Annotated in this window: 25 protein-coding genes; 11 read left to right on the forward strand and 14 right to left on the reverse strand. The window is 70.9% G+C overall.

What is annotated here, in order from left to right; all coding sequences use genetic code 11:
* Positions 1–20: 20 nt before the first annotated feature.
* Together FKO37_RS28740 and FKO37_RS28745 are read left to right on the forward strand one after the other, a co-directional pair.
* Positions 21–1,763 (forward strand): FAD-dependent monooxygenase, encoded by a 1,743-nt coding sequence (locus FKO37_RS28740; RefSeq protein WP_238606516.1) that lies wholly within the window; start codon positions 21–23, stop codon positions 1,761–1,763.
* Positions 1,764–1,778: 15 nt separating this feature from the next.
* Positions 1,779–2,216 carry a nuclear transport factor 2 family protein gene (locus FKO37_RS28745; protein WP_037806362.1) on the forward strand — a complete coding sequence of 146 codons (438 nt, stop codon included), beginning with the start codon at positions 1,779–1,781 and terminating at the stop codon, positions 2,214–2,216.
* 12 nt (positions 2,217–2,228) lie between these two features.
* Here FKO37_RS28745 and FKO37_RS28750 read toward each other — a convergent pair whose 3' ends face one another.
* Positions 2,229–3,170: an NADP-dependent oxidoreductase gene (locus FKO37_RS28750; protein ID WP_238606517.1), complete on the reverse strand. Its 942-nt coding sequence runs from the start codon at positions 3,168–3,170 to the stop codon at positions 2,229–2,231.
* A 78-nt stretch (positions 3,171–3,248) separates the two neighbouring features.
* On the opposite strand from FKO37_RS28750, the gene FKO37_RS28755 reads away from it, so the two are divergent.
* Positions 3,249–3,815, forward strand: a complete 567-nt coding sequence (locus FKO37_RS28755) for a TetR/AcrR family transcriptional regulator (RefSeq protein WP_238606518.1) — start codon at positions 3,249–3,251, stop codon at positions 3,813–3,815.
* On the opposite strand, the gene FKO37_RS28760 is transcribed toward FKO37_RS28755, so the two are convergent.
* From FKO37_RS28760 to FKO37_RS28780, 5 genes are all read right to left on the reverse strand, one after another.
* Positions 3,805–5,574: a chloride channel protein gene (locus FKO37_RS28760; protein ID WP_238606519.1), complete on the reverse strand. Its 1,770-nt coding sequence runs from the start codon at positions 5,572–5,574 to the stop codon at positions 3,805–3,807. The genes FKO37_RS28755 and FKO37_RS28760 overlap by 11 nt on opposite strands.
* 113 nt (positions 5,575–5,687) lie before the next feature.
* Complete coding sequence (locus FKO37_RS28765; protein ID WP_238606520.1) at positions 5,688–6,977, reverse strand: ArsB/NhaD family transporter; 1,290 nt, start codon at positions 6,975–6,977, stop codon at positions 5,688–5,690.
* A gap of 31 nt (positions 6,978–7,008) precedes the next feature.
* Positions 7,009–7,455: a CBS domain-containing protein gene (locus tag FKO37_RS28770; protein WP_238606521.1), complete on the reverse strand. Its 447-nt coding sequence runs from the start codon at positions 7,453–7,455 to the stop codon at positions 7,009–7,011.
* Between the two features lie 211 nt (positions 7,456–7,666).
* Complete coding sequence (locus tag FKO37_RS28775; protein ID WP_370318142.1) at positions 7,667–8,065, reverse strand: DUF6010 family protein; 399 nt, start codon at positions 8,063–8,065, stop codon at positions 7,667–7,669.
* 106 nt (positions 8,066–8,171) lie between these two features.
* Positions 8,172–9,005, reverse strand: coding sequence for an AraC family transcriptional regulator (locus tag FKO37_RS28780; protein WP_238606522.1), 834 nt, complete (start codon positions 9,003–9,005; stop codon positions 8,172–8,174).
* A 108-nt stretch (positions 9,006–9,113) separates the two neighbouring features.
* On the opposite strand from FKO37_RS28780, the gene FKO37_RS28785 reads away from it, so the two are divergent.
* On the forward strand, positions 9,114–9,887 hold the full coding sequence (locus FKO37_RS28785; protein ID WP_238606523.1) for an alpha/beta fold hydrolase: 774 nt from the start codon (positions 9,114–9,116) through the stop codon (positions 9,885–9,887).
* A 77-nt stretch (positions 9,888–9,964) separates the two neighbouring features.
* On the opposite strand, the gene FKO37_RS28790 is transcribed toward FKO37_RS28785, so the two are convergent.
* The 6 genes from FKO37_RS28790 to FKO37_RS28815 form a co-directional block, all read right to left on the reverse strand.
* The gene (locus FKO37_RS28790) at positions 9,965–11,152 is read right to left on the reverse strand and encodes a nitrate/nitrite transporter (protein ID WP_037806370.1); all 1,188 of its coding nucleotides are present in this window, start codon (positions 11,150–11,152) and stop codon (positions 9,965–9,967) included.
* A 4-nt stretch (positions 11,153–11,156) separates the two neighbouring features.
* Positions 11,157–13,241, reverse strand: coding sequence for an acetate--CoA ligase family protein (locus tag FKO37_RS28795; RefSeq protein WP_238606524.1), 2,085 nt, complete (start codon positions 13,239–13,241; stop codon positions 11,157–11,159).
* Complete coding sequence (locus FKO37_RS28800; protein WP_037806373.1) at positions 13,238–14,044, reverse strand: enoyl-CoA hydratase/isomerase family protein; 807 nt, start codon at positions 14,042–14,044, stop codon at positions 13,238–13,240. The genes FKO37_RS28795 and FKO37_RS28800 overlap by 4 nt, the downstream gene beginning before the upstream one ends.
* Before the next feature lie 36 nt (positions 14,045–14,080).
* Positions 14,081–15,637: a monocarboxylate uptake permease MctP gene (gene mctP, locus FKO37_RS28805; RefSeq protein ID WP_037806375.1), complete on the reverse strand. Its 1,557-nt coding sequence runs from the start codon at positions 15,635–15,637 to the stop codon at positions 14,081–14,083.
* Positions 15,634–15,879 (reverse strand): DUF3311 domain-containing protein, encoded by a 246-nt coding sequence (locus FKO37_RS28810; RefSeq protein ID WP_037806376.1) that lies wholly within the window; start codon positions 15,877–15,879, stop codon positions 15,634–15,636. The genes mctP and FKO37_RS28810 overlap by 4 nt, the downstream gene beginning before the upstream one ends.
* Before the next feature lie 152 nt (positions 15,880–16,031).
* Positions 16,032–17,279: a CdaR family transcriptional regulator gene (locus FKO37_RS28815; protein WP_037806378.1), complete on the reverse strand. Its 1,248-nt coding sequence runs from the start codon at positions 17,277–17,279 to the stop codon at positions 16,032–16,034.
* A gap of 216 nt (positions 17,280–17,495) precedes the next feature.
* On the opposite strand from FKO37_RS28815, the gene ccrA reads away from it, so the two are divergent.
* From ccrA to FKO37_RS28845, 6 genes are all read left to right on the forward strand, one after another.
* A complete protein-coding gene (gene ccrA, locus FKO37_RS28820; RefSeq protein ID WP_134662868.1) occupies positions 17,496–18,770 on the forward strand; it encodes a crotonyl-CoA carboxylase/reductase in 1,275 nt (424 codons plus the stop codon).
* Between the two features lie 57 nt (positions 18,771–18,827).
* Positions 18,828–19,718, forward strand: a complete 891-nt coding sequence (locus tag FKO37_RS28825; RefSeq protein WP_134732082.1) for a LysR family transcriptional regulator — start codon at positions 18,828–18,830, stop codon at positions 19,716–19,718.
* Between the two features lie 194 nt (positions 19,719–19,912).
* Positions 19,913–21,259 (forward strand): MFS transporter, encoded by a 1,347-nt coding sequence (locus FKO37_RS28830; protein ID WP_199817159.1) that lies wholly within the window; start codon positions 19,913–19,915, stop codon positions 21,257–21,259.
* Positions 21,256–21,825, forward strand: coding sequence for an OsmC family protein (locus FKO37_RS47425; RefSeq protein WP_304512206.1), 570 nt, complete (start codon positions 21,256–21,258; stop codon positions 21,823–21,825). Before FKO37_RS28830 ends, FKO37_RS47425 begins: the two co-directional genes overlap by 4 nt.
* Positions 21,822–23,324, forward strand: coding sequence for an AMP-binding protein (locus tag FKO37_RS28840; RefSeq protein ID WP_238606525.1), 1,503 nt, complete (start codon positions 21,822–21,824; stop codon positions 23,322–23,324). The genes FKO37_RS47425 and FKO37_RS28840 overlap by 4 nt, the downstream gene beginning before the upstream one ends.
* A complete protein-coding gene (locus tag FKO37_RS28845) occupies positions 23,321–24,133 on the forward strand; it encodes an enoyl-CoA hydratase/isomerase family protein (protein WP_238606526.1) in 813 nt (270 codons plus the stop codon). The genes FKO37_RS28840 and FKO37_RS28845 overlap by 4 nt, the downstream gene beginning before the upstream one ends.
* 140 nt (positions 24,134–24,273) lie before the next feature.
* Here FKO37_RS28845 and FKO37_RS28850 read toward each other — a convergent pair whose 3' ends face one another.
* On the reverse strand, positions 24,274–25,170 hold the full coding sequence (locus FKO37_RS28850) for a nitroreductase (RefSeq protein ID WP_238606527.1): 897 nt from the start codon (positions 25,168–25,170) through the stop codon (positions 24,274–24,276).
* A 208-nt stretch (positions 25,171–25,378) separates the two neighbouring features.
* Here FKO37_RS28850 and FKO37_RS28855 point away from each other — a divergent pair, with 208 nt between their 5' ends.
* Complete coding sequence (locus tag FKO37_RS28855) at positions 25,379–25,813, forward strand: DUF6292 family protein (RefSeq protein WP_037806385.1); 435 nt, start codon at positions 25,379–25,381, stop codon at positions 25,811–25,813.
* Here FKO37_RS28855 and FKO37_RS28860 read toward each other — a convergent pair.
* Entirely contained in the window at positions 25,810–26,346 is a 537-nt protein-coding gene (locus FKO37_RS28860; RefSeq protein ID WP_037806387.1) for a DUF2231 domain-containing protein, read from the reverse strand. The genes FKO37_RS28855 and FKO37_RS28860 overlap by 4 nt on opposite strands.
* Between the last annotated feature and the right edge of the window lie 166 nt (positions 26,347–26,512).

Raw genomic sequence — 26,512 nt, forward strand, 5'->3', positions numbered from 1 at the left:
GCCCAGGAGGTCGATCCGTCATGCCTTCTTTCGAAACCGACGTACTGGTGGTCGGCGCCGGCCCCGCCGGCCTGACCGCGTCCGCCCTGCTCGCCGCGCAGCGCGTGCATGCCGTCACGATCACCAAATACCCGGGCACCGCGCATTCCCCGCGGGCCCACATCACCAACCAGCGCACCATGGAAGTCTTCCGCGACCTCGGCATCGAGGACGCCGTGCGGGAAGTCGCGGTGCCCAACGAGCTCATGGGCGACAACGTCTGGGCGACCAGCTTCGCCGGACAGGAACTGGCCCGGCTCAAGACCTGGGGCAGCGGCACCGCGCGGCACGCCGACTATGCTGCCGCCAGCCCCAGCGCGATGTGCAACATCCCGCAGCACATCCTCGAGCCGGTGCTCCGCGCGGGAGCCGAGCGGCACGGTGCCTACCTCCGGTTCTCGACCGAACTGGTGCGGATCTCGCAGATGGCGGACGCGGTCCACGCGGTGGTCCTCAACCGGGAAACCGGTGCTGAGCAGGAAATCGTCGCGCGGTACGCGATCGGCGCGGACGGCGGCCGCAGCACCGTGGCCGACCAGCTCGGCTTCGTATTCGACGGCGAGTCCGGGCTCGGCCGCGCCGCGAATGTGTGGCTGGAAGCCGATCTCACCCGCTACACCGCGCACCGGCCCGGGACGCTGTACTGGATGTGCCAGCCGGGCAACGACTACTGGGTCGGCTCGGGCACGTTCATCTGCGTCAAACCGTGGACCGAATGGGTCATGCTCTTCATGTACGACCCGGCCGAAGGCGAGCCCGACCTCTCCCCCGACGCCGTCCGCGCGCGAGCGTCGACCATCATCGGCGACCCGGACGTCGAGGTCCGGATCAAGGCCGTCAGCGAATGGCAGATCAACCACCTGGTCGCGCGTTCGTACCGGCGCGACCGCGTGTTCCTCGCCGGGGACGCCGCGCATCGGCATCCGCCCGCGAACGGCCTCGGCACGAACACCTCGGTGCAGGACGCGTTCAACCTGGCCTGGAAACTCGCCGCGGTAGTCCGCGGCGAGGCCGGGGAAGCGTTGCTGGACACCTACGACGCGGAACGGCAGCCGGTCGGCAAGCAGGTGGTCGACCGCGCTATGCGCAGCGTCGAGGACATGCGGCCGATTTCGCAGGCATTCGGCTTCCGTCCCGGCCAGACTTCCGAGGAGGGATGGCGCAGCCTCGACGGCCTCACCGCGGACACCCCGGACGGCCGCGCCCGCCGCGCCGAACTGCGCGCGGCAGTCGAACTGCAGAACTACCAGTTCAACGCGCACGGCGTCGAACTCGGCCAGCGCTACGCCTCGGCCGCGGTAGCCTCCGACGGCACGCCATGGCCGTCCCCCGCCCGCGACCCGGAGCTGTACTACCAGGCCACCACCCAGCCCGGCGCCCGCTTGCCGCACGCGTGGCTCGAACACGCCGGAACTCCCGTGTCCACTATGGACATCACCGGTCACGGCCAGTTCACCGTGCTCACCGGCATCGGCGGACAGGACTGGCTGGAAGCGGCGGCCAAGCTCGCCACCGAATTCGGGATCGAACTGGCTTCCCGCCAGATCGGTCTCGGCTGCGAATACACCGACCCGCTGGGCGACTGGGAGCGCGTGCGCGAGATCAGCGAACGCGGCTGCCTGCTTGTCCGCCCGGACCACCACGTCGCCTGGCGCAGCGCCGACCTCGCCGACGATCCCCTCGGGACGCTGCGCGACGTGCTCCGCCAGGTGCTTGCTCGATAACCGGAAGGAAATGTCATGGTGCACAACGAAGTCACCGTCGACCGCAAGGCAATCGCCGAAACGTATTTCAAGGACATGGACGCGGGCGAGGACTTCCTCGGCCTCTTCGCCGACAACGCCTACGTCTACTTCCCGAAGCACGAACCCGCGCGCGGCATCGCCGAGATCAAGCAGCTGTTCGCGGACGTGTTCGTGCTGTTCTCCTCGATCGTCCACGAGGTGCCCTACTTCAACTACATTCAGCAGGGCGATCACATCGTCGTCGAAGGCATCACCCACGGCGTGCTCGCCGACGGCACCTCGTGGCGGGCGACCGAGGGACTGGGCGGCCGCTTCTGCAATGTGTTCGAAATCCGCGACGGCCGCATCCAGCGCCTGCACATTTATCTCGACCCGGACTACGGCGACGCGGACTCGGGTCGTTACCCGTGGCTGCGGAACGCCAGCGCGTGAGCCGTTCCGCGTTCAGAGGTCGATGACGACCTTGCCGTGCACGTGCCGGCCCGACTGCAGCTCGACCGCGGACCGGATCTCCTCGACCGGGAAGCTCGCCGCGATCGGCACCCGGAGCCGTCCCGCCGCCACCAGCTCGGCGATCTCCTCGATGGCGCCGGGCGCGGCGTTGGCCCCGTTCGCCGGAGTGATCCCGTCGATCTGACCGGCGATGGTGGTGATGCGTTCGTCCGGTACGCCGAGTTCGCGGGCCGCCCACGCCGTTTCCGCACCGTGCAGATCCATGGCCGCGGTGACGCCGGCGGGCGCGAGCGCACGGACCCGGTCGGCCAAGCCGTCGCCATAAGCGACCGGCTCGGCCCCCAGCGCGCGCAGGGCGTCGGCCGAGGACGCCGACCCCGTCCCGATCACTCGCGCACCGACAAGGCGGGCGAGTTGGACAGCGAACACGCCGACCCCGCCTCCCGCGCCGCCGACCAGCAGCGTGTCGCCCGGGCCCGGGTTGACCACCGCCAGCGCCGCGGCCGCCGTGCAGCCCGCGATCGCAAGCGCGGCGGCGGTGCGGTCATCGACACCGTCCGGGGTGCGGTGCGCCTCGCCGCCCACCGCGATGGTTCCCGCGACGTCCACGACGACGTAGTCGGCGACCGCGCGGGACAGCGCGCCGCCGAACACCCGGTCGCCGACCGCGAACTCGGTCACGCCGTCGCCGATCTGGTCCACGGTCCCGGCGTAATCGGTGCCGAACCCGCACGGCAGGCTCAGCCCGAACCGCGCGGCGGTCTCGGCGTCCGAGGTCATGAACCAGTCCATCGGGTTCAGCCCCGCCGCGGCGACGCGCACGCGAAGCTGCCCCGGACCGGCTTGCGGCACCGGCGCTTCGCGCACCCTCAGGGCCTCCGGCCCGCCGAACGCCTCGAACTGCACCGCCCGGCTCGCTTCTTTCCCGCTCACGTGGCTCCTCCGATTCCAGGAAACGGACTATGCTCCGTTTACGTCCTCGAATCTAGCACAAGTGGAGCGTGATCCGTTTTGGCTGCCGCGAAGTCCCCCCGGGCAGACGCGACCCGCAACCGCCGGCAACTGCTGGACGTCGCGACCCGGCTGTTCGCCGCGGCCGGGACCGAGCCGTCGATGCGCGCGATCGCCGCCGAGGCCGGAGTCGGCATCGCCACCCTCTACCGGCACTTCCCCACCCGCGAGTCGCTGGTCGACGCGGTCTACCAGGACCAGGTCTCGCGGCTCACCGCCGGCGCCGAGGACCTGCTCGCCCGCCTCGGCCCGGCAGCCGCGCTGCGCCGCTGGATGGACCTGTTCGGGGACTGGATCGCCACCAAGAACGGCATGCTGGACACGCTCCTCGCGATGGTCGAATCCGGCGAGATCGCCCACGCCCACACGAGAACCGAACTTCTCGCGGCCATCGACGGCCTCCTCGAAGCCGGGCGGGCCAGCGGCGAACTCCGCGCCGACGTCCCCGCCGAAGACATCGCTGCCGCGCTCATCGGCATCTTCACCGTGGCCGGTTCCGCCGAGCACAAGCCGATGGCGGGTCGGCTGCTGGACCTGTTGCTGGACGGGCTCCGGGCTACCGCCTAGCCGTCGCGGGCTCCAGCGCGCTCAACACCGACTGGTGCGTGATCCACCCGGTCAGCTCATCGCTTCCGGTCAGCACCGGAAGCCCGGTCCCCGGAGCCTGGGCGAGCGCGTCGAGCGCATCGGCAAGCGTCGAATCGCTCGTCACCAGCGGCGGCAATTCGGCGAGGTCGCCCACCTGGCCCGCCTGGTCCTCGGCCACCGCCTCGGCGACCGCGCGGGCGGTGGCGCAGCCCTGGTAGCGGCCGTCCTCGTCGATCACCGGCAGGATTCCGTGGCCGGACAAGGCGAGCGCGTGCGCGGCCAGTTCCAGCGGCAGGTTCTCCCGCAGCGGCTCCGGCAGGGGTTCGGTGACCGCGGAGACCGTCGTGCCCGCCAGTCGTTGCGCGGACGGGTGTTTGTCCAGGTCGATGCCGCGACGGCGCAGTTTGAGCGTGTAGATCGTGTCCCGGCTCAAAGTCTTGCTCACGGCGGTCGCGATCACGATCGCCGTCAGCATCGGCAGAATCACCGTGTACTGCCCGGTCAGCTCGAACAGCACGATCACCGCCGTGATCGGGGCCCGCGCCGAGCCCGCGAACGCCGCCCCCATCCCGATCAGCCCGTACACCCCCGGCGACGCGGTCACCGACGGGAACAACGAGTGCACCGCGATCCCGAACGCCGTGCCCGCCATCGCCCCGATGAACAACGACGGCGCGAACACCCCGCCCGACCCGCCGATGCCGATCGTCAGACTGGTCGCCACGATCTTTCCGAGCATGAGCACCAGCAGGAACCCGAACAGGTACTTGCCCTCGACCGCGTTCTGCAGCACGGGATACCCCACCCCGTACATCTGCGGCAACGCCAGCAGCAGCCCGCCCAGGAACACCCCGCCCACCGCCGGGCGCAGCCACTCCGGACCCCGCCACAACCGGTCGCACAAATCCTCGATCCAGTACAGCACCCGCGTGAACAGCACCCCGCACGCGCCGACCACCAACCCCAGCACCACGAACAGCAGATACTCCACCGGACTCCGCAACGAGAACGGCGGCAGATCCAGGAACGGCGCGTTCCCCAGCACCGCCCGCCCCACCACGCTCGCCGTCACGCTCGCCAGCACCACCGCCCCGAACGACTCCGCCGCGAAATCCCGCAGGATCAGTTCCATCGCGAAGAACGGACCGGCCAGCGGTGCGTTGAAGGTTGCCGCGATCCCGCCCGCCGCGCCGCACGCCACCAGCACCCGCAGCCGCGACTCCGGCAGCCGCGCCGCCCGGCCCAGCGCCGAACCCAGCGCGGATCCGATCTGCACGATCGGGCCTTCCCGGCCCACCGAACCGCCGGAGCCGATCGTCAACGCCGACGCCAGCGCCTTCACCACGCTCACCTGCACCGGAATCCGCCCGCCCCGCTCCGCGACCGCGTACATCACCTCCGGCACCCCGTGCCCCCGCGCCTCCGGAGCGAACCGGTACACCAACGGCCCGTACACCAACCCCGCCAACACCGGGGCCAGCAACAAAAACCACGGACCCAGCGCGGGGAACCACGAATGCGCCTCGCGTCCGGCCGCCGAATAGTCCGCGTGCCCGGAAAACACGTGCGTGAACGTGGTGATCAACCACCGGAACACCACCGCGCCCAAACCGGCGCCCGCGCCGATCAGCACCGCCAGCCCGACCAGCCCCGCCCGGCTCTCCCGCACCCACCGGCCTACCGGCTGGCGCACCGGCACGACCAGCCCGCGTTTCCCCGCACTCTCACCCGACGACATTGATGCAGTATGCAACAATTGCGCACGGACATGGTTGCGGGATCGCTCACACCAAGCGCACTAAGGGTTTTCGTCCGCTTTGCCCGCCGTCGGAGGTTTCTCCGACGAGCGGATCAGAACACGAAGTAGCGCAACCACAGATAAGGCGCGGCGACGAGCACGGTGAGCACCGTGACGATCGCGCCTTTCTTGGTGAACTCCCAGAACGAGATCGGCGCTCCGGCCCGGGCGGCGAGGCCCAGCACCACCACGTTGGCGCTCGCGCCGACCGCCGTCATGTTGCCGCCGAAGTCCGCGCCGAGGGCCAGCGACCACCACAGCGCTTCGGAGTGCGCCGGATCCGGAATGTCGTGGGTCAGCGCCAGCACGAGCGGCGACATCGTTGCCACGTAAGGAATGTTGTCGATCACGCCGGACAGCAGCGCGGACACCCCGAGGATCAGGAAGACCGCCAGCAGCGCGTTCCCGCCGGTGGCTCCGGCGGCGAGCTTGGCCAGCCAGTCGATCACCCCGGTCTTGACCAGCGCTCCGATCATGATGAACAACCCCGCGAAAAACAGCAGGGTCTCCCACTCCACCCCGGCCAGATACTGCTTCGGCGCCGTGCCGGACACCAGCACGAGTAAGCCCGCACCGAGCAGCGCGACCACCGACGGGTCCAGGTGCACCACCGAATGCAGCACGAACCCCGCGAACACCAGCAGCAGCACGACACCGGACTTGAGCAGCAGCTTCGGGTCCCGGATGGCCTCGCGTTCCTTGAGCGCCATGACGTCGGCGACCCGTTGCGGGTCCACTGAGAACGAACCGCGGAACAGCCACGGCAGCACCAGTCCCAGCACGACGAGTTCGATCGCGACGATCGGCGTCAGGTTCAGCAGGAAGTCGTTGAACGCCAAGCCCGCGCGGCTGCCGATGATGATGTTCGGCGGATCCCCGATGAGCGTCGCGGTGCCACCGATGTTGGAGGCGAGGACCTCGGCGATCAGGAACGGGACCGGGCTGATGTCGAGCCGGTCGCACACCAGCAGCGTCACCGGGGCGATGAGCAGCACCGTCGTCACGTTGTCCAGGAACGCCGAGGCGACCGCGGTGATCAGCACCAAGAGCAGCATGATCCGCAGCGGCTGCCCCTTCGCGCGCTTGGCCGCCCAGATCGCCACGAACTCGAACACCCCGGTCCGGCGCAGGATCCCGACGATGATCATCATGCCGAGCAGCAGGAACAACACGTTCCAGTCGACGCCGGTGTCCTCGGAGAAGAACGCGTCCGCCGACCCGCTCACCCCGGTCGCGAGCACCACGCCCGCCCCGGCCAGCGCGGCGGTCATCTTCGGGATCTTCTCGGTCGCGATGAACACATACGCCACCACGAACACGACGACCGCGATGACCGTGCTCACCGGCGGACCGCCCGGCTCAGCCGCGCCAGGGTCAGCGAGGCGTCAGCGCGTGCTCCAACAGCCGCGACGCGGAAACCACACCGAGAAGTGTCCGGTCCTGCATCACCGCCACGAGCGGGCAGCGCAGCCGGGCCATCGTCGCGGCGACCTCCACGATCGTGTCGTCGGCGTCCACCTTCGGCAGCTCGCGCGGTTCGTCCGGCAGCAACTCGCGCACCGTGCGCCCGCCCAGCTTGTCCGCGACGCGGTCCGCCATCGACTCGCTGAGCACCCCCGCCAGCGACGGATCGTCGCGCACGTAAGGCGGCACCAGGAACTGCACGACGTCGGAGGCGGGCAGCACCGTGTGCGGGCAGCCGGAAGCTTCCGTCACCACCAGCCCCGGCAACCGGTGCTCCGCCAGCAGGCGCGCGGCCGCCAACGCGTCCGCATCGAGATCGACGACCGGGAACTCCTCGGCCAGCTCCGCTGCGCGCATGCCCCCAGGCTACGGCGGACCGGACCGCTCCGCCGGAACTCGCGATTTCTTTCCGCACGCCTGACGCCATGGGGCTCCTCGGGGTCGACCGGACCGCCCGTCGCCCGGCTGGGCACGGGCAGGCCGACCAGACTTCCCGGCACACCAAGCGTAAAGATGCCGCAAAGACCGGCCCTGAGCAAACCGGGCCGGTCTGGGGAGCGCCGCGGGATCAGGCCCGCACGGACACGAGTTTCGCCCGGGCTTCCTTCACGGACGGGCCGCCGGTGAAGCACCAGATGGCGATCACCGGGTCGCAGATGGCGCAGCCCAGCGACGACGTGTGCGCGAACGGCAGGATCGGCGCGCCTTTGAGGTGGTGCAGCACGTCCAGCGTCGTGTGCAGCAGCCAGGCGACCCCGATGAAAGCCCAGGATTCCAGACCGCGGTAGGCGCAGTAGGTCACCGCGGCGGCGAACGCCAGCTCCCACGGGCCGAACGCGCCGCTGCTCAGGTAGGCGGCACCCGCGCCCGCGACCATGATCGCGTTGAAACGACGGCGGTACGGCTCGGCGAGAAAGGAATTGAGCAGAGTGTAAGCAATGCCGATGAGCACGGCGGAAACGATGATCACCTTTTCACGCTAAGGTCGCGGGCGCCTGCGCATAACTGGCTACGACGACACTTTTCGCCGGGTTCTGGCCAGCGGAGCGCCCGCTTGCTCACCCGTCGCGACGCTATTCGCGTCGGGCCAGGTTCGCTGCCTGCCATTGCCCGGGGCGGACGCCGGTCTGGCGCAGGAAGAACGCCGAGAAGTTCGCGGCGTCAGGGAATCCCAGGCGTTGCCCGCACCGCGCCGCGCTGAGCCGGTCGTGCGCGAGCAGCCGCTTGGCCTCCAGGACCAAGCGTGCGCACAGGTAGTCCTTGGCACTGCGGCCGGTCGCCGCTCGGACGGCGCGCGTGAGCGTTCTCGGGGCGTACCCGAGCTTGCGGGCATAGCTGGCGACGTCGTGGCAGACCCGGAAATCCTCTTCCACCGCAACGCGGAATTGCTGGAAGAGGCCGGCTCCGGAGTCGCCGTCCGCTGCGGGCGGCGCGAGTCGCAGCAGCAGCGCGGACAACACCACGACGAGCAGTTCGCCGGTCCGTTCCTGCGGGGCAGCGCCGGCCTCGCTGCGCAGATGCGCGAGCGCGGCGTTGATCAGCGGCCACTGCGCGGCGGAGGCAGTCCAGCACGCCGCCGCCCACGGGTCCGCAGCCAGTTCACGGCTGCCGGGAGTGGCCGGTGCGGTGGGCACGAACAGCACCAGGTCTCCGGCCAGGTCGCCGAGGTCGTCCCAGCGGTGCACGACGCCCGGCCGGATCCACACCACGCTCCGGGCCGCGAGCGGACAGCTCGCGAAGTCGACCGAAACCCGGCCGTGGCCGCGCCGGACCACCGCGAGCACATGAAAGTCGCCGCGTTCGGTCATGCCGCGGTCCAGCCGCCGCAGCTGCGCGAACGACATCGTCTCCACCGGCGCGCCGGACTCCTGCGGCGGCTGGTAGGAGAGCTGACGAATCCCGGTCATGCAGTCCATTTTTCACCATGCCAGGTCCGGCGTCGACGATGCGCCCAGGCGGACCGGGCGGTTGACTCAAGGGCAAGCAACTCGACTGGCAACAAAGGACAAACTCTCATGGTGACGACCGCATCGACCCAGCTTCCGGTCTACGACTACCGGCCGGGCGACGGACCTGTGCTGGTATTTTTGCACTACTGGGGCGGCTCGGCACGCACCTGGCAACCAGTGCTCGACCGGTTGCCGGACCGCGCCGCGCTGAACCTCGATTTCCGAGGCTGGGGACGCTCGCGCGAACTGCCCGGCCCGTACACGCTGGAGCAGTTCGCGCACGACACCGAGGCCGTGATCGCCGACGCGGGGGTGACCGACTACGTCCTGGTCGGGCATTCGATGGGCGGCAAAGTCGCGCAGCTGGCGGCTTCCGCGCGTCCGGCCGGGCTCGCCGGTCTCGTCCTCGTAGCGCCCGGACCGGCCAAGCCCGCCGCGACGGTCACGCCCGAGTACCAGAAAGGACTGTCGCACGCCTACGCCTCCGACGAGTCGACAGCGGCCGCACGCGACACCGTTCTCACCGCGACGGCGCTGGACGACGAGACCAAAGCCCGGATCGTGGCGGATTCCCGTGCCTGCGCCGAGGAAGCGCGCCTCGAATGGCCCCTGCACGGGATCGCCGAGGACATCACGAGCGCGGCCCGCGCCATCGACGTTCCCGTCCTGGTCGTCGCGGGCGAGCACGACCGGGTGGAACCGGCCGGGGTGCTGCGCGACAACCTGCTGCCCTACCTGGCACACGCGAGCATGACCGTCCTTCCCCGCAGCGGCCACCTCCTGCCGCTGGAAGCACCGGACGCACTCGCGCAGGTGCTCCGGAGCGAGTGGGGCCGGTGAGCTCGGCTCCGTGCGGCTCGCGCCCGCAGCGCGGATCCCGCACTGCCGTCTGCCGCGTGGTCTCCCCCGCCAAGTCCTCACGAAACAGCGGTGCGCCGGAAAGCCAGCAGCGCCACCACACCCACCAGCGGTCCGGCCGCGAGCACCAGCAGCGCGACGCTCCAGGACGCGGATTCGGCCAGCACCGGCACCAGATAGATGGTCACCGCGGTGGTGACGTAGCCCAGCGCCAGTTGCAGCGACACCGCGCTGCCGACGTAACGCGGGTCGGCGGTTTCGGTGACCAGCGCGGAAAACTGGGCGGAGTCGGCGATCACCCAGAATCCCCAGAACGCGCTCAGCACCACCACGACCGGCGTCGGCATGTCACGCAGCAGGGCGAGCGCCACCGCGGTGGATCCGGACAGCACGAGGCTGATCAACGCCGACGGCGCGCGCCCCGCCCGGTCGCCGATCCAGCCGCCGACGAGGCATCCGATCGCGCCGGCTCCGATGCAGACGAAGGCCGCGAGCGCGGCGTGCCGGGCGCCGTCCGGTCCGCCGGAGAAGCCCTGCAGCCCGGCCAGAAATGTGCCGATCCAGGCCCACATCGCGTACAGCTCCCACATGTGCCCGGCGTAGCCGAGGTTGGCCAGCATCACCGGGCGGCTGCGGACTGCCCGGAGCGCGGACCGGAGCCGGAACGTCGAGCGCGGGAACGGGTACGGCCCGGTGCCGCGCACGGTCAGCACCAGCAGCCCGCCGCACGCGGTGAGCGCCGACGTCGCCGCGATCACCGACTGCCAGCCGAGCCCGCCCGACGCCTTCACCAGCTGCGGCGCGGCCGAACCGAGCGTCAGCGCGCCGATGATGACGCCGAGCGCGGTGCCGCGGCCCTTGCGGAACCAGGACGAAACTTCTTTCAGCGCGGGCGGATAGACCGCGGCGAGGCACGCTCCGGTGAGCGCCCGCAGCACCAAGGCGGTGCCGAAACCGGGTGCCCACAACAGAAGCAGGTTCGTCACCGCCGCGCAGAGCGCCCCGGCGCACATCAGCTTCCGGGGCGCGACCGCGTCGGCGAGGCCGCTCGCGGCGGACGCGAGCGCTCCCGCCACGAACCCGAGCTGCACCGCGATGGTCAGCAGCGAGGATTCTCCGCTCGTCAGGTGCCACAGCTGCTGCAGCTGCGGCACCACGAACGACGCCGAGAACCAGACGCTCATCGAAGCGAACGTCGCGACGGCGATCAACGCCAGCGCCCGCCGGTCCGCGGTCAACCTTGCCATGCGGTCACCTCCTCCGGAACGCGGTGGCCGCGCGGACCCGCCCCAGCGCGGCCACCGCGCGTTCGACCGAGTCCAGCATGGCTACGCCGTGCTCGCTCGCCATCGTGCGCAAGCGGCGGGCCAGCGCGTCCTGCTCCGCGCTGAAACTGGTCCGCAGCACCAAAACGAGCGGGACGTCGCCGCGATCGGCGGTCAGCAGATCGCGGGTGAGCGCGGTGACGAGGTCGGCGGCTTCCGCGCTCTCCTTCAGGTCGTAGACGGTCCCGAGATCGAGGTACGCGCACAGGCTGTCAACGCCCGGATCTCGCGCGAGCGCGGCGGCCAGCGCGCCGGTGAAGCAGCGGTCACCGTCGAACAGCGACCAGATCGGGATGTCGACCGGGTTGTGCAGACTGCTGCCGGGAGCGTCGTACGGGGCGAGGGATTCCGCTGTCTCGGCCGAAACCGAGGGCAGGACGAGGCCGTGGTCGTGGGCGATGTCCGAACCGACGACCGCGACCCCGCCGCCGCTGCCGACCAGGCCGAGGCCGATGCCGGTCAGGCCGGGCGCGTACTGCGCGACCAGCAGGGTGTCGAGGAGTTCGTCCAGATTCCCGGCGAGGACGACCCCGGCGGCCGACGCCGCGTCGCGCAACAGCCGGGGATCGCTAGCCAGCGCGCCGGTGTGCGAAGCGGCCGCCGCGCCGCCCGCCGCGCTCCGGCCGCCCTTGAACAGCACCACCGGGATCGACACCTGCGCGGCGAGCGTGAAGAACCGCTCCGCGTCGCTGTCGTCTTCCAGATAGAACGCGGCCAGCGACGTACGCGGATCCGCCTCGCAGAACGCCAGGAACTCCGACGGGGAAACGTCGTCGCAGTTGCCGACCGAGCTGACGAAACTGAACCGCAGCCCCAATTCCTTGCCGCGGCGCACGACATCGCCGGCGTAGGTGCCCGACTGCGACACGAACGCGATGCCGCCCGTTTCGTCCGAGGAAGCCGACCGGTCGATCATCGTGATCCGCGAGTATGGCGTGTAGTGGCCGATGCAGTTGGGTCCCAGCACGCGGAGCTGGGTTCCGGCGACTGCCGCGGCGAGATCGGCGGTGTCGGCGGTGTAGACGTGCGCGGTTTTCGTGCCCTTCGCGGCGAGTGCGCGCAACGCGTCCGGCACCGCGGCGGCGGGTAGCGCGACCACGGCCCGGTCCAGGCCGTCGGGCAACTGACCGACTTCCCGCACAGCAGGGTGGCCGAGGATCTCGGTCGCCGACCGGCTCACCGGGTGCACCGCTCCGGCGAAGCCCTGGTCGACGAGGGTGCGCACAGCTCGGTGCCCCATCTTCGCCGGGTCGGCCGAGGCTCCCAGCACTGCGATGCTGTCCGGATAGATGGCGGGCCGGAGTTGCGCGTAAGCCTCTGCAGGGACCGGCGGTGCCGAGGGAGGTGCCGGGGACCTGGTCACCGCGCGGGCGTCGACGGCGACGATCCCGTCCGGCCCGACGACGACCGGGTTGAAATCGACCTGGTCTACCGGCTCGGACAGCAGCAGCCCGTCCGCGCCGCCGACCCGCACGAGCAGGTCCGCCAGCGCCGCGTGCGCGTCCGGGAACCGGCGGCGCAGCACCGCGCCGAGACGGGTCCGGTCGATCAGCGCGACCGCTCCGGTGAGATCGAGCGGAGCGAGCGCGAACGCGACGTCCCCGAGCGTCTCGACGTCCACTCCCCCGGACCCGACCATCACCACCGGGCCGAACCCCGGGTCGTGCAACGCGCCGACCACCGCCTCCAGGCCGGGTTGGACCATCGGCTCGACCGTCACGCCGCGCACCGCGACGCCCTGTCCCGTCTGAGCGGCGAACAATTTCTCGACCGCGTCGACGACGTCGAGCGGGTCGACACCGAGCAGCACGCCGCCCGCCTTGCTCTTGTGCACCACGCCGTCGGCGACGAGTTTGACCGCGACCGGGCGAGCGATCCGCGCGGCGGCGGCTCCCGCTTCGATGGCCGTCGCGGCGAACGTCACCGGGTTGGCCGGCACGCCGTACCGGATCGCCAGGTCGCGGATCTCGTCCTCGCGCAGCCGCTCGCCGGACAGCGAAACCGTCGTCACGACAGCACCTCGGCAATGCGGTCGTGGTGGTCGCCGGGGTGGTCCGGGTAAGCGGGCGGACGGCGTTCCAGGAACGCGGAGACGCCCTCGCCGCCGTCGGGCAACTCCCGGACCAGCGCCGCGAGAGCGGGTTCCGCCGCCAGCCCGGCGTCCGTGCCGTGACGCAGGCTGTGCCGGAGCCCGGCCTTCACCGCGGCGACCACGGCGGGCGAGACGGCGGCGATGGTGTCGGCCAGTTCCAGTGCTCCTTCGAGGGCTTCCGGGCCGTCGTGAACGTGGGTGACGAAGCCGTGCCGAAGCGCTTCGTCGGCGCCGAACGGCGCGGCGGTGGCGAGCCAGCGGTAGGCGACCGGGTAACCGACCAGGTCGAGCAGCCTGCTCAGCTGACCGCCGACCGGCACCAGGCCGATCGCCGCGCCCACCGCGCAGAACCGGGCGTCCCGGCTCGCGACCCGCAGGTCGCAGTTGAGCGCCAGGATGAACCCGGCCGCGTACGCCGGGCCGTCGACCGCGGCGATGACCGGCGTAAGGATTTCGGCGGGCCTGCCGAAAGCAGCGTTCGCCGCCGGATCGCCCGCGGTTTCCGGCTTCTCCAGCACCTCCTGCAGGTCGTGCCCGGAGGAGAAGCATCCGCCCGCGCCGGTGACGACGACGGCTCGCACCGCCGGGTCGGCGTCCGCCCGGTCCAGTTCGCTCAGCAGGGCCGGCGCCATGTCGCCGGAGAACGCTCCGCGCTTGGCGGGGTTGTGAATGGTCAGGACGCGCACGGCGCCCCGGTCGGACACGCGAATGCCGGGTGTCATCGGGAAAACTCCTCCTCCGGGAGAACGGGAACGGGATCAGTTCGGGGCCGGGACCGGCTCTTCGGCCGCGACCGCGCCGCGCGGGCTCGCGCCGAGCGCACGGACGAGGACGCTGCCCAGCACGACCACCGCGAAGTTCAGCGCCAGCGCGGAGATCGCGATGTAGATCGGGCTGTCGAAGAAGAACGGCTTCGCGGTCGACCCGCCGAACGGGCCGCCGGTCGCGGATTTGACCTCGTAAGCGGCCCAGGTGCCGTAGGCGACCGACACCAGCAGTCCGGCGAGCAGCGCCCGCCGGTCGGCGAACCGCTTCGTGAACAGTCCGAAAAGGACGGTGGGAAGGGTCTGCAGGATCCAGATCCCGCCCAGCAGCTGGAAGTTCAGCGCGAACTTCGCGTCGAGAGTCAGCACGAACACCAGCGCGCCGACCTTCACCAGCACCGACACGACCTTCGACACCAGCGTCTCCGATTTCGCGCTGACCGGCCGCGTGCGGAACTGGCGGTAAAGGTTGCGGCTCACCAGGTTGCCCGCGGCGATCGCCATGATCGCCGCCGGGACCAGCGCGCTCATCGCGATCGCGGCGTAGGCGATCCCGGTGAACCACGGCGGGAAGAGCGCCGACAGCAGCTGCGGGACCGCGTACTGCGGGTTGCCGTCGTGCGGCTTGACGCCCATCGCGAGCGCCATCATGCCCAGCAGCGCGACGAACCCGAGCAGCACGGTGTAGACCGGCAGCACGGACATGTTGCGCCGCACGGTCTTCGCGCCTCGCGACGCGAACACGCCGGTGATCGCGTGCGGGTACAGGAAGAAGGCCATCCCGGACCCGAGCGCGAGAGTCAGGTAGACGCTCGGGTTCACCGCGATCGTGGGATCGGGGCCGGCCGGGGCCTTGCCCGCGAGCGCCTCCCCGCCCTTGCGGAAGATCTCGCCGAATCCGCCGAGCTTGATCGGGGCCCAGATCACCGCCGCGATGACCACGAGGTAGGTGAGGCCGTCCTTGACGAAGGCGATCAGTGCGGGCGCGCGCAGCCCGGCGGAGTAGGTGTAGGTGGCGAGCACGCCGAAGGCGATCAGCAGCGGCAGGTCGCGAACGAACCACGAGCCCGAGCCGCCGAGCCCGAGCGCGCCGAACACGACCTCGAGCCCGACCAGCTGCAACGCCAGGTACGGCAGGGTCGCGAGCAGCCCGGTGATCGTGACGGCGAGCCCCAGCGCCTTCGACCCGAACCGGTCGTTGACGAAGTCGGTGAGGGTGACGTAGCCCTTCTTGTGCGCCAGCGAAACGAGCTTGGGCAGGAACAGGAAACCCAGCGCGTACAACACGATCGCGTTCGGCACGGCGTAGAAGCCGAAGGCGCCCATGCTGAAGATCGCGGCCGGGACGGCGATCAGGGTGTAGGCGCTGTACAGGTCGCCGCCGAGCAGGAACCACGTGACGAACGGCCCGAACGTGCGGCCGCCGAGCGCCCATTCGTCGAGCTGCTCGGCCTGTTTGGCGCGCCGCCAGCGGCTGGCGGCGAAGCCCATGACGGTGACGACGCCGATCAGGACGAGGAAAACGGTGAAGGTGACGGGGTTGAAGGTCATTCCTCGCCCTCCGCGTCTTTCTCGCCGGCGAACAGCAGCCGGTAGACGGCGCTCGTGCACAAGGCGGTGAGCACGGCCGCGGCCATCTGGAACCAGTAGAAGAACGGGATCCCGCCCAGTGCGGGGCCGGTCCGCTGGTAGAGCGGCACGGCGAGGCCCGCGGTGACCGGGGCGAGGATCAGGAAGGCGGAGAGGACAACGCGCAGCGGACGCCGTGAGGACGGCGCGACGGTATCGCCCATCTTGGACTCTCCTTTGAGCCGAGGCGGGTGGGCTGACGGCGCGCAGCTGGGGTGGGGACCTGACCGGTGCCGTCGGGGACAGACGCTAAGCGGCGCGAGTAACCCACGTCATGAGAGGAACAGAGAAGTTCCGCGGGTATTCGTCTCGGTTTTTACGAGAGGTCCGGCAGCCCGGCGGCACCCGAGTCGTACAGCCGCAGCCCCAGCGACAACAGCAGCAGGTCGTCCACCTGCAGCGGGTCGCGCCGGGTGAGCGTGTGGATGCGCCGCAGCCGGTAGACCACGGTGTTCGGGTTGACCGACAGTTCCGCCGCGGCCTTGGTCAGGCTGAAGTTCGCGCCCACGTACGCGCGCAGCGTCGGCAGGAGCGGCGCGCCCTTGCGGGCGTCGTAGTCCAGCAGCGGCTGCACGGTCTCCTCCAGCAGGGCGTCGGTGTGCCCCGGCGCGCGCAGGAGCCGGTCGAGCAGCACGTCGCCGAACCGGACGGCCCGGGTCCGCCCGCCGGCCGGACCGCCGAGGTCGGCCGCTTCGCGCGCCTCGCCGTAGGACCGGCGCACGCCCGGCAGGCCCTCGGCGACGCGGCCGACGCCAACAGCCCAGCCGCGTTCCGGGTCGGCGAGCCGGTCGCACGCGGGCTCGATCTCGCGGGCGTCCTCGGCCGCGTCCAGGCAGCAGATGCCGACGACCTCGGACTCCCGCGCGCCCACCAGGAATTCCTTCGCCAGCGGAGCGAGCTGGTTGCGCACCGCGCGGATCGCCGACTGCACGCCGATCGTCGAGTCGACCCCGGCGGGCAGCTGCACGACCGCGACCAGCACCGGCCCGCGCAGCGTCATCCGCAGCACCGCGCTCTGCCTGCGGGCCTGCTCGCTCACCGCTTCGCCAGTCAGGAGGGTTTCCAGGACGTCGGTGCGCAGCGCGGTGCGGTCGGCGGAGATCGTGGCGGATTCCCGCACGTACGCCGAGGTGACCGCGGTCGAGACCCGGTCGACGTGCACCATCGTCGCCTCGGCCAGCTCGATCGACAGCAGCCTGCCCGCCTTGCCCGCCCCGGCCAGCTCGTCCATGGCCTGCCACAGCCGGATGCCCCACAGCCGGAAGCTGCGCAGCAGGGACGGCAGGCTGACCCGCTGGTGCACCCGGCGCGCGGCACTGCGCCGGAGCCATTCGTGCGAGTCGCTGAGACTCCGGTCGGCATCGTCGTCGGCGAGGCTGCGCACGAGGAATTCGATGTTGAGGACGGCCGCCTCGGTGACGTCGCGCACGAGCACCGGTTCGGGCAGCTCGCCGTACTCGGGGATCTCGCGGCGGTACTCGGCCACCAGCTGCTCGGCCAGCTCGTGGCGGCGCGCGAAAACCTTGTCCAGCACTGCCTGCCGCCGCGAAGCGTCCGTCGCCATTCCGCACCGCCGTTCGCAGTTTTTCCGAGGCTTCGCCGTCAAACTTATCGTTTCTTCTCATGACTCGCGCCGCCCGGCCCCTCTAGCGTCGCCTGCGTCATCCCCGGCGCGCAGACAGCCGCACCGGCGCGAATTCCCCGGATCCCCTTTGCCTCGGCGCACCACCCGCGGCCGGGACCGAGCGGCGCGCCGGTCCGTTCACGAAGGAGTGCACTGATGAACGACGAAGAACGCACGAGCGTCGCGACCCCGGGAGCGGAGCCGGTCCCGATCGGCCAGCTGCCGCCGCTGGGCGTGGTGCCGGCCCGGATGCACGCGCAGGTCGTGCGCCAGGACCGCTTCGGCGACCCGGCCGACGCGTTCCGTCCCGAACTGGTCGACACCCCGCGGCTCGGACCGGGCGAGGTGCTGATCGGCGTGATGGCAGCCGGGATCAACTACAACAACGTGTGGGCCGCGCGCGGCTATCCGGTCGACCAGATCGCGACGCGGCAGAAGCGCGGGGAGCCGGAAGACTTCCACATCGGCGGGTCGGACGCCTCGGGCATCGTCTACGCGGTCGGCGCCGGGGTGACCGGCGTCGAGATCGGGCAGCACGTCATCGTGCACCCCGGGGTGTGGGACGAGCAGGACCCGTGGATCGCGGCGGGCCGGGACCCGATGATCGCGCCCAGCGCGAAAATCTGGGGCTACGACACGAACTACGGCGCGTTCGGTCAGTTCGCCCGGGTGCAGGCGCACCAGGTGCTGCCGAAGGCCGAGCACCTGTCGTGGGAGGAGGCGGCGGCGCCGACGCTGGTCGGGACGACGGCGTACCGGATGCTCTACGGCTGGGCCGGAAACACCCTGCAGGACGGGGATCTCGTGCTGGTCTGGGGCGGTTCCGGCGGGCTCGGCACGCAGGCCTGCCAGATGGTGCGCGCCGCCGGCGGCCGCGCCGTGGCGGTCGTCTCCGACGACGAGCGCGGCGCGTTCGCGATGAAGCACGGCGCGATCGGCTACCTCAACCGCCGCGAGTTCGGCCACTGGGGCGTGCCGCCGCTGGTCGACGACGCCGCCGGCCAGAAGGAATGGACGAAGGGCGCGCGGGCGTTCGGGAAGAAGCTGTGGGAGATCGCCGGTTCCCGCGAGGACCCGGCGATCGTGTTCGAGCACCCCGGCGGGGCGACGATCCCGACCAGCATCTTCCTGTGCCGCCCCGGCGGGATGGTGGTGATCTGCGCGGGCACGACCGGCTTCGACGCGATGGTGGACCTGCGCTACCACTGGACGCGGCAGAAGCGGCTGCAAGGTTCGCACGGCACGAACGACGAGCAGGCCGTCGCGTACAACGACCTGGTCCGCGCGGGCACGATCGACCCGGTGCTCGGCCGGACGGTCCCGTTCACCGAAGTGCCGGCCGCGCACGCCGCGATGGGCCGCGGCGAGGACGTGTTCGGCAACGTCTCGGTGCTGATCGGCGCCGCCGCGCCGGGACAGGGGCGCGCCTGAACCCAGCGCCCGGGGGCGGCCCGCCCGCCCCCGGGCCCGCGCGCCGGGAGGACTCCGATGATCTCCGCCGACGACCTGGGCATCTTCCTCGAGGTAGCCCGCCGCGGCCGGCTCACCGAAGCGGCGAAACACCTCGGCCTCAACCACACGACGGTGGGCAGGCACATCGCGCACCTCGAACGCACGGCGGAACAACGGCTGTTCCACCGCGAACCCGGCGGCTGGGTGCTCACGACGGCAGGCACGCGACTGCTCGAGCACGCCGAAGCGGTCGAAGCCGCGGTGCTCGCCGCGCGCGAGGACTGCCTGCAAACCGGCCACCACCTGACCGGAACCGTCCGCGTGACCGCCCCCGACGGCTTCGGCACCTTCCTGCTGATCCCCGGCCTGCACCGGCTGGCGCGCGAGTTTCCGTCGCTGTCGCTGGAATTCGTGATCGCGAACGTCCACGCGTCGCTCAGCACGCGGGAGTTCGACCTCGCGATCGCCATCGAACGCCCCAGCACCCGCGCCGTCGACGCGCGGCTGCTGGCGAACTACGAACTGCGCCTGTACGCCGCTCCGGCGTTGCTGGAAAACTACGCGCCGATCGCGTCCGCCGACGACCTCGCCGACGCGCCTTTCCTTTGGTACACCGAGGACGCGCTCTGCGCCCCAACGCTCGAAACGCTGTTCCGGGCCGTGCCCTCGGCCCGCCCGAAATACCGGGCCGACACCATCTCCGGCCAGATCTGCGCCGCCCGCCAGGGGCTGGGATTCGCTTTTCTGCCGTCGTGGATCGGCGACCGCACCGCCGGGCTGCGGCCGGTCGAGACCTTTCCGCATGCGGTGCCGCACAGCTATTGGCTGCTTGTTCCGCACGCGCTCGCCCGGCTGGCCCGCGTGCGCGCCATGGCGGCGGCCATCGACGGGCTGGTCCGGGAACGCGCCCTTCTCGACTGTCCATGATGAACCGGCGGGGGGTAACAGCTGCTCGCTCCTCCTCCCCCGCCAACGCGCCCTCCTCCACCGTCCACAATGGACCGACGACCAACCCTGTGCGATTCTGCACAGCACTGCGGAAAACTGGTCGTTGATCGCCGCCGAATCCGTTGTTTTCCTGGTGTCACCGCACTTCCACCGACCACAGAACGGTGAGAACCATGGCGCAGGCAACGACGCGGCGCACCCCCTCGGCACGCATGGTCGCGCTCGGCAGTTTTATCGGAACCACCATCGAGTGGTACGACTTCTTCCTCTACGGCAGCGCCGCGGCGCTCGTATTCGGCCCGCTCTTCTACCCGGGCGCCGACCCTTCGCTCGGGCTGATCGCCGCGTTCGGCACCTACGCGGTCGGGTTCCTGGCCCGGCCGCTCGGCGCGCTCGTGGGCGGGCACGTCGGCGACCGGATCGGGCGCAAGGCGATGCTCGTCGCCTCGCTGCTGATCATGGGCTGCGCCACCGCGCTGGTGGGGCTGCTTCCGACGTACGCCTCGATCGGCGTCGCCGCGCCGGTGCTGCTCGTGTTCCTGCGGCTCGCCCAGGGCTTCGGCGTCGGCGGCGAATGGGGCGGCGCGGCGCTGGTCTCTGTCGAAAGCGCGCCCTCCGGACGGCGCGGGTTCTACGGCAGCTTCACTCAGATCGGCGTCTCCGCGGGCATGCTCATGGCGGCCGGCGCGTTCACCCTCGGCCGGACGCTGCTCACCACCGAGCAGTTCCTCTCGTGGGGCTGGCGCGTCCCGTTCCTCGCCAGCGGCGCGCTCGTCGCGGTCGGCCTGCTGATCCGCGCGAAACTCGCCGAGCCCGAGTCGTTCGTCCGGATGAAACAGGAGAACCGGCTTCCCGAGCGCCCGCTCGCCGAGCTGATGCGGACGCAGCGCCGTCCGGTCTGGCTCACCGCGGGCATGCGGCTGTCCCAGAACGCGCTCTACTACCTGTACACGACCTTCGGCATCGCCTACATCGCCCGCTCCGCCGACGACGAGGTCGGCCTCCGGGCGGTGCTGGTGGCGTCGGCGCTCAGCCTCGTGACCGTCCCGGCCTGGGCGTGGCTGTCCGACCGCTACGGCCGCCGCCCGCTGTACCTCTTCGGCACCGTCACGAGCGCGGTGTTCATCGCACCGTTCTTTCTCTTGGCGGACACCGGGAATCCGCTGTTGGTCACCGTCGGCATGGTCGTCGGGATCAACCTGTTCCACGACGCCATGTACGGGCCGCAGGCCGCGTTCTTCGCCGAGATGTTCCCGGCGGGCGTGCGCTACAGCGGCGCGTCGATGGGCTACCAGTTCGGCTCCGTGCTCTCCGGCGGCCTCGCTCCGCTGATCGCCAGCAGCCTGCTCGTCGCGAACAACGGCAGGCCGTGGCTCGTCGTCGGCTACTGCCTGGTGCTCAGCGTCATCACCGGCGTCTGCGCGTACCTCGCGCCCGAAACCTTCCGCACCAGCACGGAACACCCCGCGGTCGCTGCTGGACCCCGCGACCGCACGAGCGAAATGGGAGAACTCCGATGACGCAGACCGCCCCCGCCCCCAACGGAATCGACCGCGACGCGCTCGCCGCCACCATCGAGGCCGTCCGGCAACAGCCCGAACTCGCCCAGGTCACCTTCACCCTCGACGCGGACTGGCAGCACGGCTGCCACCAGCGCGCCACCACCGGTGACCTCCGCCAGGCCGGCGCCGCGGTGCCGGGCCGGACCGCCCGCTACGTCCTGGAATCCGACGAGCCCGCCGCGCTCCTCGGCACCGACCGCGCGGCCAGCCCCGCCGAGTACATCCTCCAGGCGCTGGCCGGGTGTTACTCGGTCACCTTCGCCGCCAACGCGACCGCCCGCGGCATCGAACTGTCCTCGCTGCGTCTCGAACTGGAGGCGGACTTCGACCTCCAGGCGTTCCTCGGCCTCGACGACGACGCCCGGCCGGGCGCACGCCAGATCCGCGTGACCGTGCACGCCGCCTCGCCCACCGCGACCCGGGAGGAACTCGCCGAATTGACCGCCGCGGTGCAGCGCCGGTCGCCGATCCGCGACACCCTCGCCGGCCCGGTGGAGGTCACCACGACGCTGGCGGAAGCATGAGCGTCCCGCTCACCCTCGCCCATCTCGTCTGGCGGATGAAGCACGTCCACCCCGGATCCGAGGTCGTCGCCGACGGCATCCGGCTCCGGTTCGCCGAGCTCGCCGACGCGATTGCCCGGACGGCGGCGGGCCTGCACCGGCGGTACGGAATCCGCCAGGGCGACCGTGTCGCGGTGCTGGCGTTCAACACCCTCGAACACCTGCAGCTGATGTACGCGGTCCCGCTCCTCGGCGCGACGCTCAGCAGCCTGAACCTCCGGCTCGACAGCGCGGCGATGATCGCGCGGGCCGATCGCTCGCGGACCGATCTGCTGGTGGTCGGCCAGGAAGCGCTCGACCACCGCTCGGTCGGACCGGCGGTCCGGGCGGCGGCCGCCGAACTCGCCGGCCACGGGATCACGGTCGCCGCTGCAGCAGAACTCGCCGCGGATGTCGAAACCGAACTGCCGGACCTGCGCGAGGACGTCACCGCGTTCCGCTTCCACACCAGCGGGACGACCGGTCCGGCCAAGAGCTACGAGGTGACGCACCGGGACGTCGTACTGCACGCGCTCAGCCAGAGCGCGGCCGACGCCTCCGGGCTGCGGGCCGGGGACCGGGTGCTGCCGCTGGTGCCGTTCTGCCACGTCAACGGGTGGGGCCTGCCGTTCGTCGCCGCGCTCACCGGTGCGTCGCTGGTGCTCCCCGGCCACGACCTCACACCAGCGCGGATCGCCGGGATGCTGAACGCCGAACGCGTCACGGTGGCCGCAGCGGTGCCGGCCGTGTGGTTCGACGTCTGCCGCCATCTCGCCGAACTGGGCACCGCGCCGCCGGCCGCGCTGCGCGAAGTCCTCACCGGCGGCAGCGCGGTCCCGCGCTCGGTCGTCGATCTGGTCCGGGACGTCCTCGGCGCCGGAGTCGCGACCGCCTGGGGCATGACCGAGACGCTCGCGGTCAGCACCTACGAACGCGCCGACCCGAGCGTCCGCGCCGGAAGGTTCGTCCCGCTGCTGGAGGCACGGATCGACGGGATTTCCGGGTCGCCCGGCGAACAAGGCACGCTCCAGGTGCGCGGACCGTTCGTCGTCGGCGACCGGGACGGCTGGTTCGACACCGGCGATGTCGCGTCGCTCGACGAAGAAGGGCGGCTGGCGGTGCACGACCGCGCCAAGGACCTCATCAAGTCCGGCGGCGAATGGATCGTGTCCGCGCAGCTCGAACAACACCTCTGCACCCACCCTTCGGTGTCCGCCGCGGCCGTCGTGGCACGCGCCGATCCCAAGTGGACGGAGCGCCCGGTGGCCGTGCTGGTGCCCCGGCAAGGCCGCTTGGTCGACGAAACCGAGCTGCGAGCCCATGTCGCCGAACGATTCCCGGCGTTCTGGGTGCCCGACGCGTTCACCTGCGTCGAGCGCCTGCCGCTGACTCCCGTGGGCAAAGTGGACAAACGCGCGCTGCGCGCCCGCCACGCCGACGGACCTGTCCTCTCCCCCGACACCCCTGGAGGCACCCGATGACCAGCTTCATCCGAACCGAACTCCGCGGCGAAACCGCCTGGATCTCCATCGACCGGCCGAAAAAGCTCAACGCCCTGTCCGTCGAGCTCATGCAGGAACTGACCGCGGCGCTGGACGAGGCCGAACAGGACGACACGGTCAAGGTCGTCGTCCTGCGCGGCGGCGAGCGGGCGTTCAGCGTCGGCTACGACATCTCGCAGGAGGTCGAGGCGGGGATCTCGACGGCCGAGCAATGGCACGCCGGCCTGGAGAACAACATCGGGCTGACCATGAAGGTGTGGGGGCTCGGAAAGCCGGTCGTCGGCGCGGTGTCGGGCTGGTGCCTCGCCGGCGGCTGCGAGCTCGCGATGGCCTGCGACCTGCTCGTCGCCGCCGAGGACGCGCACTTCGGCGAACCCGAGATCCGCTTCGGGTCCGGTCCGGTGACGTTGCTGATGCCGTTCCTGCTCGGCCAGAAGGCGACCAACGAACTGCTGTACACCGGCGATGTGGTGGACGCCCGGCGCGCGCTCGAACTCGGCATGGTGAACCGCGTCGTGCCCGCCGCCGAGCTGGAGTCCACTGTGGACAAGCTCGCGCGGAAGATCGCCCTGACCCCGCTGTCCATTTTGCGCTACACCAAACGCGCGCTGACCCGAGCGTACGAGGCGATGGGACTGCGCGACGCCGTCGCCGCGAACCACGACATCGCGGCGGTGCTGAACTCGGCCTCGACACCGGAGCGGGCAGAGTTCACCGAACTCGTCGCGACCCTCGGACTCGGCGCGGCCCTCGCGTGGCGGGACCGCCGGTACGCCGACTTCGACTGAGCCTGCCGGGTGCCCGTCCAGCGCGGGCACCCGGCAACATCATCGCCCTCGCCTGGCGCCTCACAGGGCGGCGAACCGTCGCGTGGTCATCCGCGTCGGCAGTCCGTCGGGTCGTCCCGAATTCGAGGGACCAACGGCCTTCACGGAACCGGCCTTCGGCTTCGACGCACCCACCGCTCGCCCAACACCTCAGCGACCCCGCGACGCAGACTCGCCGGAGCCACCCGCGTCGAACGCCCTAGCCGCAGCAGAGCCTGCGGAAACCCAGCGAGCTGATAGTCCTCGCACAGCGCTGACCGGACCCCCGGCACCCGCAGCGGCTGGGTCAGAACCGCGCCAGCGAGGCCGAGGGTCACCCCTTCGAGCCAGCAGCGCTCCAGTGCGTAACCGGCCCGGATGTGGTCGATGCGCGCATCGCCGGGCGTCGTGAAAAGCAGCGCCGTTTCGGCCTCGAGCCGTTCCCGCAGCAGGAACAACTCCGGACCGACGGGTGGCAGCGCGGCAAACGGCGTTCCCGCCGCCTCGTCCTGGAGCGTCCGGGCGGCGTGGCCGAAGAACCTCGCGAGCCGCGCCACCCCGTCGAGCCGGATCGCCTCCGCCCCGGTCGTCACAGCGGCCGCCGCGACGCGGGCGGTCTGCTCCGCCCTGACCGGCAGTCCGGTGAACGCCCCGCGGTGACTCCGACGCACCATGATCGCGCCGTACCGCTGAAGTTCCTGGTCCGTCGGCGGCAATGGCTCCGCCGCCTCGACCCGCGCGAGAATGTCGGTCTGCTCCGGGTCCGGCAGCACGGTGATTTCCGCGCGCCTGCCGAGCACCCGGACCGCCAACTCCAGGTTCGCGAGCGCCGTCCCGCAGGACATCGCCTGATCGCGTCGCGGCAACGCCACGTCGACCCGCTCTCGCAGCAGCACCGCACCGTCGGTCAACTCGACTCGCCAGGGCTGCGTGTCGTGCGCCGAAGGGAAACGCAGCACAGAACGGCCCAGCACCTCCGCCTCGGCGAGCGTCCACTCCCCGGTCGCTGTCTTTTCCATGGCGGTCACTCCTGTCATGGCGAACGACCCGAGCCAACCCGACTGCCTCGCTTCGCGCACCGGCCGCAAGCCACCGAGCACAGGGACCAACGTCACCGGTTGCTTCCGGCGGCGCCTGGCCAGGTGACCTTCGGCCCTAGTCCGCCATTCGCCCGGCGCGCAGCCTGAAGCGGACCGCCGTTCGACGCGGCGGCGGAAACGAGCGCCGATGACCGTCCAGCCCTTGACCACCGACCACGAATACCGCCTGCTCTGCGGACTGACCGCCTATCTCGACGCGGTGAGCGCCGCAGCAGGCGTCGGCCCGGAGTCCTGCACTATCGATCTCGATTCGCCGATGTCGGCCTACCTCGCGCTCGACGGTCACCTCTCCGTCCATCCCGGACGCGACACCGCGCTGCTGTGGGACGAACGGCACGGCTGGTCGTTCGCCATCGAAACCCATTCCGGCGAGGACCTGATCCTGGTGGCTTGCCTCGGCGGCGAGCTGGTCCCCGCTCCGGCCCGGGTCCGGGAATTCGTCCGCGCGGTCCGCGCCCGGACTCAGCGCACGCCGCCGCCCACGCCGCCGGACCTCACCCAGGGGCGGGCCGACTTGATCGCCCTTCTTCTCGGCTACCGGCAGGAAAGCCCGGCCCGCTAACGCGCGTGACGCGGAGCGGCGTTCTCGCTGAAGTTCCCTTGCCAGCTGGCCCGCGCACCGGAATCGCCGATGCGGTACATGTCGTAGACGGCCGCACCGGCCGCCAAGACCGCGACCACCGCGACGGCTGCCGTGACTTTCGTCGACGCGGGTGCGAGATAAGTCCGACGACCCGCGACGGGCGAATCGTCGGTATCCGCCGACAAACGGGTGTTTTCCCGTTCCCGCCACCACACCAGAAGCGCGAGCACAGCGACCGGGATCGCGACCCAGAGCGCCGTGTCGCCCAGTTCGGTGTGGTCGCGCAGCAACGGTGTCTGCGCGACCCGGCGTTCAAGCCACTCCCCGGCGTTCGTGGTGATCGGGACCAGAATCACCACGACCACGGCCAGCACGGCGTTCGGACCGGCGAGCTTGCCGCGCGCTTTCGGCCAGACGCTGCTCAACACCAGCAGCAGTGCGCTCAACGGCAGCAGCACGACGATCGCGTGCACGAGCAGGATGTGGGCCGGCAGGCCGTTGACGGTCGTCATGGCGTCCTTAACGTGGTGCGGGTTCGAGAGTGCGCGCTGAACACCCAGCGGCACGACGGTGAGGCTAAGCCAAGAATCTCGGCTTGTCCCCGCGTGGGCGAGGCGGTCACAGTGCGGGTCGGGCAAGCGGCTACAAGCTGCCGCACATCGGACAGCGCCTCAGCGA

It is taken from the genome of Amycolatopsis sp. Poz14, assembly GCF_006704225.1.
Classification (GTDB): Bacteria; Actinomycetota; Actinomycetes; order Mycobacteriales; family Pseudonocardiaceae; genus Amycolatopsis; species Amycolatopsis nivea.

Coding starts and splice junctions, on each gene's coding strand:
- FKO37_RS28740 (WP_238606516.1), top strand. CDS start 21: ATGCCTTCTTTCGAAACCGACGTACTGGTGGTCGGCGCCGGCCCCGCC.
- FKO37_RS28745 (WP_037806362.1), top strand. CDS start 1,779: ATGGTGCACAACGAAGTCACCGTCGACCGCAAGGCAATCGCCGAAACG.
- FKO37_RS28760 (WP_238606519.1), bottom strand. CDS start 5,574: ATGTCGTCGGGTGAGAGTGCGGGGAAACGCGGGCTGGTCGTGCCGGTG.
- FKO37_RS28770 (WP_238606521.1), bottom strand. CDS start 7,455: ATGCGCGCAGCGGAGCTGGCCGAGGAGTTCCCGGTCGTCGATCTCGAT.
- FKO37_RS28780 (WP_238606522.1), bottom strand. CDS start 9,005: ATGACCGGGATTCGTCAGCTCTCCTACCAGCCGCCGCAGGAGTCCGGC.
- FKO37_RS28785 (WP_238606523.1), top strand. CDS start 9,114: ATGGTGACGACCGCATCGACCCAGCTTCCGGTCTACGACTACCGGCCG.
- FKO37_RS28790 (WP_037806370.1), bottom strand. CDS start 11,152: ATGGCAAGGTTGACCGCGGACCGGCGGGCGCTGGCGTTGATCGCCGTC.
- FKO37_RS28800 (WP_037806373.1), bottom strand. CDS start 14,044: ATGACACCCGGCATTCGCGTGTCCGACCGGGGCGCCGTGCGCGTCCTG.
- mctP (WP_037806375.1), bottom strand. CDS start 15,637: ATGACCTTCAACCCCGTCACCTTCACCGTTTTCCTCGTCCTGATCGGC.
- FKO37_RS28810 (WP_037806376.1), bottom strand. CDS start 15,879: ATGGGCGATACCGTCGCGCCGTCCTCACGGCGTCCGCTGCGCGTTGTC.
- FKO37_RS28815 (WP_037806378.1), bottom strand. CDS start 17,279: ATGGCGACGGACGCTTCGCGGCGGCAGGCAGTGCTGGACAAGGTTTTC.
- ccrA (WP_134662868.1), top strand. CDS start 17,496: ATGAACGACGAAGAACGCACGAGCGTCGCGACCCCGGGAGCGGAGCCG.
- FKO37_RS28825 (WP_134732082.1), top strand. CDS start 18,828: ATGATCTCCGCCGACGACCTGGGCATCTTCCTCGAGGTAGCCCGCCGC.
- FKO37_RS28830 (WP_199817159.1), top strand. CDS start 19,913: ATGGCGCAGGCAACGACGCGGCGCACCCCCTCGGCACGCATGGTCGCG.
- FKO37_RS47425 (WP_304512206.1), top strand. CDS start 21,256: ATGACGCAGACCGCCCCCGCCCCCAACGGAATCGACCGCGACGCGCTC.
- FKO37_RS28840 (WP_238606525.1), top strand. CDS start 21,822: ATGAGCGTCCCGCTCACCCTCGCCCATCTCGTCTGGCGGATGAAGCAC.
- FKO37_RS28845 (WP_238606526.1), top strand. CDS start 23,321: ATGACCAGCTTCATCCGAACCGAACTCCGCGGCGAAACCGCCTGGATC.
- FKO37_RS28850 (WP_238606527.1), bottom strand. CDS start 25,170: ATGGAAAAGACAGCGACCGGGGAGTGGACGCTCGCCGAGGCGGAGGTG.
- FKO37_RS28855 (WP_037806385.1), top strand. CDS start 25,379: ATGACCGTCCAGCCCTTGACCACCGACCACGAATACCGCCTGCTCTGC.
- FKO37_RS28860 (WP_037806387.1), bottom strand. CDS start 26,346: ATGACGACCGTCAACGGCCTGCCGGCCCACATCCTGCTCGTGCACGCG.